Below are 11,732 nucleotides of genomic sequence, written 5' to 3' on the forward strand. Positions count from 1 at the left end.
GTGCGAGAGCAGGTTCTCGCCGGCCACGTCGTAGGCGAGCCCGGCTGGCCGGACTGGTGCCCGTGCTCGTGCCCCTGCGTGTGGGCCCAGTGCGAGGACTGCCGCGAGGACTACAGCCCCGACAGCGCCCCGCGGCCGGAGACCCGGCTCGCCGGGATACCCGTGTGGATCGTCGGCCACGCATGCCGTCCGACGTGCAGCTGCTGGGAGTGCAACTCCCGCCGGATGCCATCGCGAATGCCGATCGAGGTCGCCGACCAGGTGCTCGCGGAGGTCCACCGGCCGCGCCTGGGGCGCCGCTCTCTCCAACCGCACGTCATGGGGCAGGACGAGTGCCTGCACCTGGCTGCCCCCGTCTGCGGCGGGTGCGCCCGCGGATACCACGGCGGCTGCTCCGGCTGGTCGTGGCCGAGCTTGCACGAGACGTGGATCCGCGACAGCGACGGCTCGGACCTGTTCTGGGCTGAGGGCTCTCGCTACCTGGTGTGGACGGCGCCCCGGGAGTGCGCGTGCTCCTGCGAGACCGCGAAGCCGCCCACGGCCGCGCCGGCCCCGCGTCCGCACCGTCCCGCCGCGGCGACCGGCCCGGCCCCGCAGCCTGCCGCCGTGCAGGCACCCCTCTTTGACCTGGAGGTCTCATGACCTTGCTCACCCGCCTGGCCGACCTGATCGGCCGCTACGCCGAGCCCGGCCTGGCCCCGTCGCTGCCGTTCGCCGCGGTCGACGCGATCGGAGAGACCGCATGACCGCACAACCGACCGCCGAGAACCACGACCACTGGTGGGTGTACACCGGCCCGAACTACGACGCCCTGCACGCGCTGCCTCGGGCCGTGGTCGACCCGAAGAACGCCGACGCTGTCGAGGAGTTCCGCAACGCAGGCATCCAGGCCGCCGTCGCGTGCAGCGCCACCGACACCTGGCAGTGGGCCGGCATCTTCTCCCGCCTGGGCCTGCCCCGCTGTGACGGCTGCTGCGACCAGCTCGGTATCCCGCGCGGCACCGGCACCCCAGACAACGGAAGGTGATGCTCTGATGCGCGGCTCCAAGACCCTCGCCTTCGGACTCGGCAACCTGCTCGACGTCTGGCACGTCGACACCGACCCCGGACGGCACTCCTGCACATCACGCCCCGGATGGCGGTGGCACGTCCACCACTGGCGGATCCGCTGCCTCCCGCTGATCAGCCTCCGACGGCGCCTGCTCACCCGGTGTGCGTGGTGCGGCGGCCGACACCGCCGGACCGACCCGGTCAACACCGGGCACCCCGGGCACCCCCGGGCCCCCTGGTGGCGCGGTGAGATCCACGTGTTCCACGGCGACTGCATCCGCATCCACGACGCCCACGCCACGTGCCTGTGCACGGAACCGCTCCCGGAGTACGAGTCCCACGGCGAGTGCGCGTTCTGCGGGCGGTTCCGCCCGTTCGGGATGACGCCGGAACGCCTTGCCCGCGCGAGGGCGCTGGCGGCGATACCCATCGGCGCACGGCGCGACCCGTCAGGGGAGGTGACCGAGCCATGAGCACCATCAAGGTCGGTGACCGCGTCACCATCACCGAGCCCGGCGGCGACCCCTACGACGCCGAGATCCTCGCGATCATTCCGGGCCCGGAAGGCACCCAGGTGCGCATCCGCGCCTACCTGCCCTACGAGACGCCCCTGGAAATCCGGCCCGGCGTCCGCATCGTCTCAGCGACGACCGGAGGTGACCGGTGAAGCACACCGACGCCACCGCGACCCTGCGAACGATCACCGAGACGCTCCGCCGCGCCGAAGACCTGCACTGGTCCGACGCCGCGTTCCAGGAATGGGAGCGCAAGCAGGTCGGCGACGTCGCCTCGACCACGATCAACGTCGATCGCAACGTGATGATCACGCGGTGGGAGCCCGGCCCCGGCGCCTACGACGAGGACGACGGCCACCATATCCGGCCGATGATCGACGAGATCGACCCCGACAGGCCGACCTCGCCCATGACGGTCCGCACCTACGACTACACCTCCGGCGTCGACGTCTCGGGACCGCTCATGCTCGGGCCCGAACCCGAGACCGCCCCGGAGAACGAGGACGAGGGCGAGCAGCCCGCCGGGATGCGCGGCATCTCCCCGACCATGTGCATCTTCGACGAGGCCGCACGCTTCACCCCGCACAGGGTCCGCGAACTCCAGCGACTGCTCGACGTCGGCGGGCACGCCACGAGGAGAGTGCAGATCCACTTCTCCGAGGCCGGCGTCCGCTCCGAGGACATACAACGAGAGGTCTTCGTTCGCAGCCGCAGGAACGGCCAACGGAACGAACGGCTCCGCCTGACCGGCCGAGCGCTCGGCCTCACCGAAGAGACTGCCGACGAGGTCATCGCCGCTTGGCTCACGTACTACCGAGGGACTCCGCTCCCCGTCGACTGGAGTTGCATCGAGCGTTCGATGATCTCCCGCGCCCTCGGGGAGCCGTGGGAGCCCGAGCCCAGCAACCGGGACGTCTTCCGGGAGAACCTTCGGGCGGCCTGGGGGCCGATGGCTGAGGCGATGGCGGACGCCTTCGACCGGATCAGGCCCGCCATGAGCGCCCTCGGCCGGGCCATGAGTGCGGCCCACGAAGCCCGCCGGAGCGACTTCGTCCTCGTCCCCGGCTGGGACCCCGGGGCGCCCGTCGACCCGCGCACCGTCACCATCACCAACGACTCGCGTGAGGTCCTCCTCGACTGGCGCGACCGCCGGCCTCGCCCGTGGACCGCGTACACCGCCGGGCCCCAGCACCGGCCCCGGCGCCACCACCGCCGCGGCCCCGACCCGCGGACCCTGTCCGCGACCATCACCCCACGACGCGCCGGGAGGCGACCGTGAGCAACTCCGAATACACACTCCTCGTGCCGTTTGTGCTCGTCACAAGCCAGGGCGGCCCCTTCAACGACGCCGCGTTCGTCGCCGGCGCCACCTGCGGCGCCCTCATGGAAGAACTCAGGGTCCTGCGCCTCACGTGCGCGACCCCGCGCGAGCGCTACATCGACGACCGGCTACTCCCGCAGGTCGACCTCATCGCCATGAACCACGGCTACACGGTCATCCGCGGGGCCCTCGATGAGGCATCCGGGTGGCGCGCCGTGAGCTTCGAGTTCACCGGCGACACCGCCGACGACATCGACCTGGAGGGCACCGAATGAGCGGCGACTACATGAAGAAGGCCCTGGCGGACGTCTGGCCGCAGTTCGTCCGGGAGCTCAAGCGCTCCGCCCGCATCGACCTGGTCGCCTCCGAGAACACCGCCATCCGTCCCACGGTGCCGACCGAACCCGGCACCGTGCACATCGCCGGGCTTCTGCTCGATATCCCGCCGCACCTGCGGCAGCGGTGCGCCTGGTGCGGCCTCACCCTCATCGACTACGACCTCACCCGCATTGCGGTCCCCGAGGGCCAGGACCCAACCCCGGCCACCTGGCCGGTAGGCGGCCTCGTCGCCGTCGACGGCAACGCCTCGTGGCAGGTCGACCTCCCCGAGGACCGGCGCCTGCCGGACGCCGCCTGCTACCGCATCGACCCGGAGGTGACTGCGTGAGCGACAACCCGCTGAACATGAACGAGGTGGGCGTCGCCTGCCACGAGCAGTACATGGGCCTGCGCAAGGCAGGATTCACCCGCGAGGAGGCCTTGTATCTGGTGGCGGCCATGCTCTCTGGCGGCCCTCGACCGCCCAAGGACGAGGCCGACGAGGGGGGAACCCCGTGATCATCCTGCTCACCATCCTCGCGGCCTTCGCCACGTACCTCTGGTACGGGTTCCGGATCATCGCGCCCGCCTACGTCACCCGGCAGGTGGACGAACACATCGAAGACCGCATCCGCCACGAGCTCCCGCCGCACAAGTACGTCCACGACAGACGGAAAAGCGCGGCAGCCGATGCGGTGGGCATCGCCCTCGTCTGGCCGTTCTACCTGGGATGGCGGGCACTCACCGGAAACATCTCAGGCCGTGCGCCGCTTACCGACCACGAGCTGCGGCACCAGCTGGAGGAGAAGGACCGGTACATCGCCGAGCTGGAGCGCCGCAACGGCATCGGAGACGCCGATGGCTGACCACCGTGTGAGCGTCACGCTCAGCTTCAAGACCGACAGCCCGCCCGCAGCCCTCGCCATGACCGTCGGGCACGTCGTCGCCCAGCACGTCGCCGACCCACTCGCCGCCATCCACTGGGACACGTACGACCTCGACGAAGACGAGGAAGGGGAAAGCCGATGACCGCACACCACTGCGAAGGCCCGTGCAACCGTGGCGCCCGCCAGGCCCGCTACGACTACGAGGACGCCGTCAACGCCTGGCAGGCCGCGATCACCGACTGGGAAGCCGCCAACCCCGACACCCGCGGCGACCGTCCCGAACGCCCCGCCGAGCCTGACATCGAGTGGGTGTCCGGCGATCCCGTGTGGTGTGGCCGGTGCCGCGGAGCGATCCGCGTCGCCCTCGCCGACCTGGAGAACCTCGCCGCCCTGGTCGCGGCCGAGTCCGACGGCCACCGCGGCCGCGGTGACGACTCCGACCGGGTCCGCGCATCCAAGTCCGCGCCCTCCCCGTCCCCGGCCGCCGACACCTTGGACGAGCTCTACGGGTTCCTCGCCACCACCGAGGCTGACTGGAGGGAAGCCCGCGAGTACGGGCCCCGCCCCGAGCGGTCCCGCGGCGCCGCCGCCCGCACCGTCGTTATCGCCTGGCTGCGCGAACACCTCGACGACATCCTCAACAACCACGGCAGCGCCCCCTTCGGCATTGGGGTGCTCCGCTGGCAGCGCGTCCTGCAGCACCTCGCCAAGGCCCGCCCGCCCGGCCGCCGCAAACCGGTCCCGTGCCCGCGGTGCGACCGGCGCACTCTCGTCCACGAAGAGGACCGCGACCTCATCCGCTGCGAGAACCCCTCCTGCGGCCGGGTCATGACGACCACCGACTACGACGCCCACGTCGCCGAGCAGGGAAAGCAGGTCACCTCATGAGCGCAGAACCGACCTACACGCTGTCCGAAGCCAAGCGGGAGCTCAACTACCGCGAGTGCCGCGCAGACGGCCACAACCTCAGGGTCGACGACATCCACACCGTGGGCGGCGACAGCTACCCGCTCGGCGTGGTCTGCCAGCGCTGCGGCCGAAGCTGGGACACCACCAACGGCCGCGGCGGCATCAACCTCGGAGAGGCCACGTCATGAGCACCATCGTGCCTACGCCCGAGGGCGAACTACGCATCGAACGCGACTTCGTTGACGTCACCGTCGCGGCCGAACCCGACCCGAACTGGGTCTACACCGACCAGCACGGCCACGAGCACCGCTACCACCCCGGCGAAGGCGACCACTACCCCACCCTCGTCACGGTGATGGACGAACCGTACTGGTGCCCGGACTGCGAGGAGGAACACCAGTTCGACCACCTGGAGTGCCGACTGTGCGGGGAACAGATCAGCCCTGGCATCCGGCCCGGCACCCCACGGAAGGTGCCGGGCATGTGGGCCGCCTACCTCAACGACGAACCGATCAGCGGCGAACACGCCGACGCGCTCCTGGCCGCGGCACGAGAAAGCAGGGGACGGCCATGACGACGCTGCGCACCCGGCGCCGGCGGTTGGCCGCGGTCTACCTCGCCGTGCTGGTCCTGCTCACCACGCTCGCCATCGCACTATGGGCGACGACGATCCGCGACCACGGCACCAAGGCCGTCCTCTTCTTCGCCGCGGCACTGGCCGCACCCGCCGCCTACTACGCGCTCACCCGGTGGACACCCCTCACCCCGCGCGTCCTCGACCGCGCCCTGCTCGTGATCGGCAACACCGCCCTCATCCCCATGTGGGTGGTCCTGGGCCCCAGGCCCCTGGTGTACGTCTTCACGGCCCTGCAGATCATCGTGGACATCCTCGAAGTGCGCACCTGGATCAAGAACCGCCGGGAGCGCGTAGCAGAAGGGGCGACGAACGGTGACCTGGTACGGCACGTGGGTGGCCGGGTGCACAGCAGGAGCAGCGCTCACCCTCGGACTCTGCCTCGCCTTCGGCTTCCTGCCGTGGCTGTTCCTGGCGGCGCCGCTGGTGCTCGCCGGAGGCGCCGCCGCCATGGCCATCGGCCGCCGCACCCGGAAAGCGGCCCCGCGCCGCACCTTCGTCTCCGGGAGCTCCCTCATTAGCTTCGACAAGCGCGTCAGCGAGCCAGCCATCGCCGAGTTCCGCCGCGCCTTCGAGCGTGAACGGTACACCTGGGGCGGCATCCTCCCGGGCCCCGGCCAGGGCCCGCTGCTGTGGCCACCCGCCGACGGGCCGTCCGTTCGGCACCCGGCGTTCGCTGACCGCCAGGACCGCCCGGCCAACCCCGGCCGGTGCGCGCACACCGACGCCGTCCCCGTCGAATCCGTCGTCACCGGCGATACCCTCGCCTGGCTCTGCCCAGGCTGCGACACCCAGCTCCCCGCGAACCGGCGAGCATGGGCCGACGCCGACGGGCGACCGCTCAACCCCGCCCCCCGGAGGCCCGGAGCCGCCCGGCCCCCGAACGATTGGAGGACCGCATGAGCATCCGAGCCGCCCTCGCCCGAGTCGGCCGCGCCCTCATCCACGTGCGCGACCCGCGCGGCACCCGCATCACCCGGCGCCGCCTCGAAGCCGCCGGAGACCGGTGGCCCCTCACTGTGCCCAGCGGGTACGTCGTCCACGACCGCGGCGCGATCTACTTCCGCCGCTGGCTGCGCACCTACGCCCTCAACGGCTTGGCCCGCGGCCACCACCGCGACATCACCCCGATCTGGCGAGAAGACCCCGACATCGTCGCCGCCATGCGCGACGCCGGAGCCACCGGCACCATCCCAAAGGTGCCCCTGACGCCGCTCCTGAACACCGGAAGGCCCACCCCGTGACCCACCTGTGGATCAAGATCGAGAACGCCGACAACATCACTAAGGCCCGCGCCGTCCGCGCCCTGGAAGCCTCCGGCCTCGAAGTCCACCGCGCCCACCTCGGCGAGCACGACCCGGAAACGGTCCGAGAAATCGAACAGAGGTTCGATATCCGCCGCGACTGGGCAGGCATCGCCCTCGGCGCCGTCCTCGCTGCCGGGTTCGGCGCCGGCGCGTGGCAGCTCTGGGCCCTGGGCGGCTGGTGGATCGCCGGCGCCGTGGTGTGCGCGATCGTGGCTGCCTTCGGCCTGGTCGGGTTCGCCTCCGACCTCCAGAAGAAGCCCCGAGAGACCAAGGGGACAAGCTCATGAGCGGCTCCGGGCGCGCGAGCGGGCTTCCCCGGTCCGGCCCGTTCGGTTTCCACATGGTCGTGTCCGACCGCGTCCCGCCCGGCGCGGCGGTCCTCATGCCAGAACCGGTCCACCCCGACTACCAGGAGGTCTGGAGGCCATGAAGCACATCGCGGGCGCCGCACCCTGGGAGACTGTCACTCCGGTTCGCTTCGTCGGCGGCCCTCTGGAATCCGAGACGATCAACGCCGACCAGACCCCGGGCATCGTCTACTACCGAGAGCCCGAGACGACCGACACCACCGACTTCGGCCGCCCGCAGGCCCTGACGCCCTCGCGGAGGCCCGTGGTCGCCTACCGGCGCCTCGGGGTCGATTCAGGGGTCACCGTCTACGAGTACGCCGGCGAGTACGCCGGGCCCGCCGGTGAGGTCTTCATGTCCGCGGAGGAGTGGGAGCCGCGGATCGTCGACCTCGGGGAACCCATGCACACCATCATCCGGCCCGCCGACCACGCCGTTCGGCTCGTCGCCCACCACATCCACGCCACCGGCGGCGCCGACGACCCGTGGGAGGCGCTCACCCTCGCTGACCGCATCAACGAGAACAGGCCACTGCGCTCCGACATGAAACGGCTGACGCCCGCCCTACTCGCCATCGCAGGCGACCACGTCCCCGATGCCCTTCGCGCAGGACTGGACACCCACCCGCAGATCGCCCTGCCCAGGCTCGTGGACATGGTGCGCGCACTCCTGCCCCACCTGGACATCCCGCACGGCACGCCGATCCCTGCCGACACCCAGACAGGCCCTGTGCCCACCACGGACGCGATGAGGTGGACACCATGAAGAAGATCGACCGCATCGGAGGCCCGGACGGCACCCGGGTCCGCTTTGTCGACGGTCCCCTTGATGACGAGGAGTTCCGCGCCGACGTGACCCCCGACATCGTCTACTACCGGCCACCCCAGGAGGACACCGCCACCTTCTTCAAACGCGACGACGTCATTCGGCCCCTGCGCGCACTCCCGGTCGCTTACACCCGCCTCGGAGAGGACGCAGACGTCACCATCTACGAGTTCTCCGGCGCCGTCCGCGAGGTCTCCCTGACCGCAGAAGAGTGGGAGGCCCGGATCGTCGACCTCGACAGTGCACCGCCTCTCGCGCACCACCGTCGGCGCCGCGGTCCCCGGTCGCTCGACGCCATCCGGGAAGAGTTCGCCCCGCGCCGATCGGGCGAGCCCACCATGGCGGAAGTCGACCGGTACATGGCCGACCGGACCCGGCACGACCACCGCCAGTGAGAGTGGGCGCTGGGTTCCGGCCAGGGGTGGCGCCCCTCAACTCTCCTTGGGATCGTCGTCGACGATCTCCGCATCGACGATGCCCGTGTCCTCGGGCGGCGCGATCTGCTGCAACTCAGCAGCCTGGCCGATCACCCAGTCAGCAGCCCCCTTGCCGACGTCGGTTCCAAAGGCGGCCCCCAAGGCCATCATGGTGGCGCCAACCCAGGCGAAGATCTTCTGCCCGACTCCGGATCCCGGAGTCTTCGCTTCCGCGGCAACGGCCTGTGCGTTCAGCTCTGTGGTCAGAGCCATGTACGTCGACCTGACCCGCGCAGCACCGAACAGCTCCGCCTCACTGACGGCTCTCCGAGCGTCCGAGATGAGGTCGAACAGGTAGTGCTTGGTCCTGTCGTCGGTGTCGAGTGCGGTGACCAACCGGACGGCGTCATCTAGCAACAGGAGAAGCTGTTCGGACGCGGCGGGCTCGATGGCGTGGGAGAGGTAGCGGTCGATGAGGATCCCCAGGGTGCGCAGCATGTTCACGCTCTCAAGCGGCGCCGCTGGTACGGGTGATGACACCCCCTGATTGTGAGGGTTCCTCCACGGAGGATTGAAGCCGAAGACCGCCTGGTAGAGCTTCGGGAGATCGTCGCGGAGGTGGGAAACGTTCTCGCCCATGTGCTCCAAGGCGTCGATGTTCCGATCAACCTCAGCGAGTAGCTCGACCGCCTGGACCTGTGTTCGCCAGAAGGCCAAACCGACGCCTTTGCGGGCGCCACGGGCCTTGGCCACGTTCCCTCCTTGAGGGACGTTCCAGGAAGTGAGCAGGTCAGCGAGAGACGTGGCTGGATTCGTCATGGAAGCACCGTAATGCCCCTGAACCGGCTTCGGGGCTGTTCGAACCTGCCGAGTGCGTGCTGAGACTTCTGGAAGACTCGCACCATGGACATCGCCCCTCCGCACGTGATCCGGACACTCCGCTACATCCGAGCAGTCACAGCCAACGGAGGACTGCTACGGGAATGGGAGGTGGACGCGTTCGCTCACCAACAGCCCCCGAAGGCCGCACAGTACGGTTTGGCCGGGCTCCGCAGTCTGCGGCGCGCAGGCTGGGCCGAGGTCAGGACCGCCGAACCTGAGCCAGTCGCCGCGTACCTGGATGCCGTTGGGTGGACTATCGACGGGCCGGACGGAGTGGAACTCACCCCTCTGGGGCTGGCCGTGCTCAAGGCCCACGCAGACCAAGGTGAGGAGGACGTGGTCGATGTAGCCCTCGACCCTGACAACCCCCTGTCGATCGTCAACCTCATCGGACGAATCCATGCAGCGGGCGCGGGGATGATCGTGGACCCCTACTTCAAGACCGAGATGCTCAAGACGGTCTGTGACTCAACGACGGTCAAGCGAATCCTCCTCAGCAGCAAAAACAGTACCCGTCGCCGTCCCGAGAACGACCTTCTGGGATACGCGCTTCACCAGCTCCAAGACGCGGACCCTCCGGAGATCAGGCACACGGAGGACCCCAGGTTGCACGACCGCTTCATCCTCGACGAGGGCGGCCGGCTGAGCATGATCGGCGGGTCGATCAACGGCGTGGGCAAGGTCATGACCGCCATCGTCACACCCTCGGAAGAGATTCAACGCACCTTCCGAGAACTCTGCGAGGACCTCTGGGAATCGGCCACCCCCATCGATCCCGCACCCCCAACCCAGCCGCCTACACAGCCTGAGGACACACCGTCGTGAGGGGGTCCCCTCATCCGCAGCGGGTAGGCTGCCCTGCTGGATGAGGGGAGTCGTGATGCTCGACCACACCGACCCGCGCCACCGCTGGTACACCAAGGGCGAAGCCGCCGAGGAAGCCGGGGTCAGCGTCCGCACCATCAACCGGTGGATCGCCGACGGACATCTCCAGCTCCGATTCGGCCACGTCAACGCCCACGCCCTGTTCGAGGCCGAGGCCGCTCAACGCGCCCGCCGCAACCCAGGAAGACCAGGCGCCCGCTTGCCTGCTTGACCTCGCGTGTCCTACTCTGATCACAGAGTCGAACCCATGTACCCCAACGCCCGACGGCCCCCGCGGCCCCGGGCGTTACTCATGCCCCCGGGAAGCTGGAGCGGTAAGTCCCATCCCCGTGGCCCGCCACCGTGCGGAACACACACCCCGCGGCACCTCCACCGGCCCGGCCCGCCCGGCCCCACCACAACCCCTCCGTGGTGGCGCCGGGCCCTCTGTCTCACCCGCGCAGAACCGGGAGTCGCGCCCCGGCCGGGCTGGCCCGCCCCGGCACACAGCGGGCCCTCGTCTCGTACCCGGCACCACAACCCCGTCGGCGTCCCGCCGCGCCGGGTATGGCCCCGCCCACCGCCCCCACCGGCGGCCTCCTGGAGGGCGGGGCACACACTCCCAGCCCACACCCGCACTGTCCTGAGCAGGTGGACGTGCACGCGCTCATGGGTGCGGGCTGGGTCCAACTCCCCGTCGGGCGGCGGGGATGGCGTCGAGCACCCCGGGCCGGTCGTGGCTGGCGGCCCGGGGTGGCTCCGCCCACACACGGGGGCCTGCTCAGCACGGGGCCCTGCTGGATCCTGGGGGCCGTCCCATATCAGGGGCCGCCAAGGCACAGGGGCGCCCGTTCACGGGGTGGGCACCATCCGGGCCCAGGCCCACGCTTCGGGGCACACCCGCGCACGGCCCACCCCCACACCCGGACCCACCACGGGAACCCACCGCCCCAGCACCCCACGGCCCAACCGCTGCTCTGCTCGCACACCACCAGCCGGCAGGGCACACACACCGGGGCCAGGAAGGCAGAGCAGCAGTGGACTCGCTGGAGTACCGACGCGGCCGCTCCGGTCGCCCGCTCGCCCGCGCCAAGGCCAAGCTCAAGCGCGAAGGCTCCAACCTCTGCTGGCGCTGCGGTGGCGCGATCGACATGCAGCTCACCGCCGTCGCGCCGAACCACGCAGACGCTTGGACCCTCGACCACCTCACACCGCTCTCACAAGGTGGCTCCGCACTGGATCCCGCGAACCACCGCGAGGCGCACCGCCGATGCAACTCCGCGCGCGGCAACCGCGCGGACAGCGCACCGGCCCAGCAGGTGAACAGCCGCAACTGGTGACCGCGAACGCGTCGCCGCAGGCCACCCGGCACGGGGGGACACGGGCGGGCACACACTGTCACGCACCACACACCGCACCCCTGTGACCTGCACAGACAGGGGGAGGGGTTGTCACG

22 protein-coding genes are annotated in these 11,732 nt (G+C 70.3%); 21 read left to right on the plus strand and 1 reads right to left on the minus strand.

Annotated elements, in window-relative coordinates; genetic code table 11:
- The 18 genes from M1P99_RS12810 to M1P99_RS12895 all read left to right on the plus strand — a co-directional run bounded on the left by M1P99_RS12810 (position 1) and on the right by M1P99_RS12895 (position 8,509).
- Positions 1 to 642 carry a hypothetical protein gene (locus M1P99_RS12810; protein WP_304452876.1) on the plus strand — a complete coding sequence of 214 codons (642 nt, stop codon included), beginning with the start codon at positions 1 to 3 and terminating at the stop codon, positions 640 to 642.
- A 100-nt stretch (positions 643 to 742) separates the two neighbouring features.
- Positions 743 to 1,027, plus strand: coding sequence for a hypothetical protein (locus M1P99_RS12815; RefSeq protein WP_304452877.1), 285 nt, complete (start codon positions 743 to 745; stop codon positions 1,025 to 1,027).
- A gap of 7 nt (positions 1,028 to 1,034) precedes the next feature.
- Positions 1,035 to 1,523, plus strand: coding sequence for a hypothetical protein (locus M1P99_RS12820; RefSeq protein WP_304452878.1), 489 nt, complete (start codon positions 1,035 to 1,037; stop codon positions 1,521 to 1,523).
- On the plus strand, positions 1,520 to 1,717 hold the full coding sequence (locus tag M1P99_RS12825; RefSeq protein WP_304452879.1) for a hypothetical protein: 198 nt from the start codon (positions 1,520 to 1,522) through the stop codon (positions 1,715 to 1,717). Before M1P99_RS12820 ends, M1P99_RS12825 begins: the two co-directional genes overlap by 4 nt.
- Positions 1,714 to 2,844, plus strand: coding sequence for a hypothetical protein (locus M1P99_RS12830; protein WP_304452880.1), 1,131 nt, complete (start codon positions 1,714 to 1,716; stop codon positions 2,842 to 2,844). The genes M1P99_RS12825 and M1P99_RS12830 overlap by 4 nt, the downstream gene beginning before the upstream one ends.
- Entirely contained in the window at positions 2,841 to 3,161 is a 321-nt protein-coding gene (locus tag M1P99_RS12835; protein ID WP_304452881.1) for a hypothetical protein, read from the plus strand. Before M1P99_RS12830 ends, M1P99_RS12835 begins: the two co-directional genes overlap by 4 nt.
- Entirely contained in the window at positions 3,158 to 3,553 is a 396-nt protein-coding gene (locus tag M1P99_RS12840) for a hypothetical protein (protein ID WP_304452882.1), read from the plus strand. Before M1P99_RS12835 ends, M1P99_RS12840 begins: the two co-directional genes overlap by 4 nt.
- Positions 3,550 to 3,723 (plus strand): hypothetical protein, encoded by a 174-nt coding sequence (locus tag M1P99_RS12845; RefSeq protein WP_304452883.1) that lies wholly within the window; start codon positions 3,550 to 3,552, stop codon positions 3,721 to 3,723. Before M1P99_RS12840 ends, M1P99_RS12845 begins: the two co-directional genes overlap by 4 nt.
- On the plus strand, positions 3,720 to 4,070 hold the full coding sequence (locus M1P99_RS12850; RefSeq protein WP_304452884.1) for a hypothetical protein: 351 nt from the start codon (positions 3,720 to 3,722) through the stop codon (positions 4,068 to 4,070). The genes M1P99_RS12845 and M1P99_RS12850 overlap by 4 nt, the downstream gene beginning before the upstream one ends.
- Positions 4,063 to 4,233, plus strand: a complete 171-nt coding sequence (locus M1P99_RS12855) for a hypothetical protein (RefSeq protein ID WP_304452885.1) — start codon at positions 4,063 to 4,065, stop codon at positions 4,231 to 4,233. Before M1P99_RS12850 ends, M1P99_RS12855 begins: the two co-directional genes overlap by 8 nt.
- Positions 4,230 to 4,979, plus strand: coding sequence for a hypothetical protein (locus tag M1P99_RS12860; RefSeq protein ID WP_304452886.1), 750 nt, complete (start codon positions 4,230 to 4,232; stop codon positions 4,977 to 4,979). Before M1P99_RS12855 ends, M1P99_RS12860 begins: the two co-directional genes overlap by 4 nt.
- Positions 4,976 to 5,188 (plus strand): hypothetical protein, encoded by a 213-nt coding sequence (locus tag M1P99_RS12865; RefSeq protein WP_304452887.1) that lies wholly within the window; start codon positions 4,976 to 4,978, stop codon positions 5,186 to 5,188. The genes M1P99_RS12860 and M1P99_RS12865 overlap by 4 nt, the downstream gene beginning before the upstream one ends.
- Positions 5,185 to 5,574 (plus strand): hypothetical protein, encoded by a 390-nt coding sequence (locus tag M1P99_RS12870; protein ID WP_304452888.1) that lies wholly within the window; start codon positions 5,185 to 5,187, stop codon positions 5,572 to 5,574. The genes M1P99_RS12865 and M1P99_RS12870 overlap by 4 nt, the downstream gene beginning before the upstream one ends.
- On the plus strand, positions 5,571 to 6,155 hold the full coding sequence (locus M1P99_RS12875) for a hypothetical protein (protein WP_304452889.1): 585 nt from the start codon (positions 5,571 to 5,573) through the stop codon (positions 6,153 to 6,155). The genes M1P99_RS12870 and M1P99_RS12875 overlap by 4 nt, the downstream gene beginning before the upstream one ends.
- Positions 6,156 to 6,533: 378 nt before the next feature.
- Positions 6,534 to 6,878 carry a hypothetical protein gene (locus M1P99_RS12880; RefSeq protein WP_304452890.1) on the plus strand — a complete coding sequence of 115 codons (345 nt, stop codon included), beginning with the start codon at positions 6,534 to 6,536 and terminating at the stop codon, positions 6,876 to 6,878.
- Entirely contained in the window at positions 6,875 to 7,228 is a 354-nt protein-coding gene (locus M1P99_RS12885; RefSeq protein ID WP_304452891.1) for a hypothetical protein, read from the plus strand. Before M1P99_RS12880 ends, M1P99_RS12885 begins: the two co-directional genes overlap by 4 nt.
- A gap of 139 nt (positions 7,229 to 7,367) precedes the next feature.
- Positions 7,368 to 8,054 carry a hypothetical protein gene (locus M1P99_RS12890; protein WP_304452892.1) on the plus strand — a complete coding sequence of 229 codons (687 nt, stop codon included), beginning with the start codon at positions 7,368 to 7,370 and terminating at the stop codon, positions 8,052 to 8,054.
- Entirely contained in the window at positions 8,051 to 8,509 is a 459-nt protein-coding gene (locus tag M1P99_RS12895; RefSeq protein ID WP_304452893.1) for a hypothetical protein, read from the plus strand. The genes M1P99_RS12890 and M1P99_RS12895 overlap by 4 nt, the downstream gene beginning before the upstream one ends.
- A gap of 36 nt (positions 8,510 to 8,545) precedes the next feature.
- Here M1P99_RS12895 and M1P99_RS12900 read toward each other — a convergent pair whose 3' ends face one another.
- On the minus strand, positions 8,546 to 9,349 hold the full coding sequence (locus M1P99_RS12900; protein WP_304452894.1) for a hypothetical protein: 804 nt from the start codon (positions 9,347 to 9,349) through the stop codon (positions 8,546 to 8,548).
- Positions 9,350 to 9,433: 84 nt separating this feature from the next.
- Between M1P99_RS12900 and M1P99_RS12905 the strand changes: the two genes are divergently transcribed.
- The 3 genes from M1P99_RS12905 to M1P99_RS12915 all read left to right on the plus strand — a co-directional run bounded on the left by M1P99_RS12905 (position 9,434) and on the right by M1P99_RS12915 (position 11,616).
- On the plus strand, positions 9,434 to 10,237 hold the full coding sequence (locus M1P99_RS12905) for a hypothetical protein (RefSeq protein ID WP_304452895.1): 804 nt from the start codon (positions 9,434 to 9,436) through the stop codon (positions 10,235 to 10,237).
- Between the two features lie 55 nt (positions 10,238 to 10,292).
- A complete protein-coding gene (locus M1P99_RS12910; RefSeq protein WP_304452896.1) occupies positions 10,293 to 10,508 on the plus strand; it encodes a hypothetical protein in 216 nt (71 codons plus the stop codon).
- 805 nt (positions 10,509 to 11,313) lie between these two features.
- The gene (locus M1P99_RS12915; RefSeq protein WP_304452897.1) at positions 11,314 to 11,616 is read left to right on the plus strand and encodes an HNH endonuclease; all 303 of its coding nucleotides are present in this window, start codon (positions 11,314 to 11,316) and stop codon (positions 11,614 to 11,616) included.
- Positions 11,617 to 11,732 lie beyond the last annotated feature (116 nt).

It is taken from the genome of Nocardiopsis sp. YSL2, from assembly GCF_030555055.1.
In the GTDB taxonomy this organism is placed as follows: domain Bacteria; phylum Actinomycetota; class Actinomycetes; order Streptosporangiales; family Streptosporangiaceae; genus Nocardiopsis.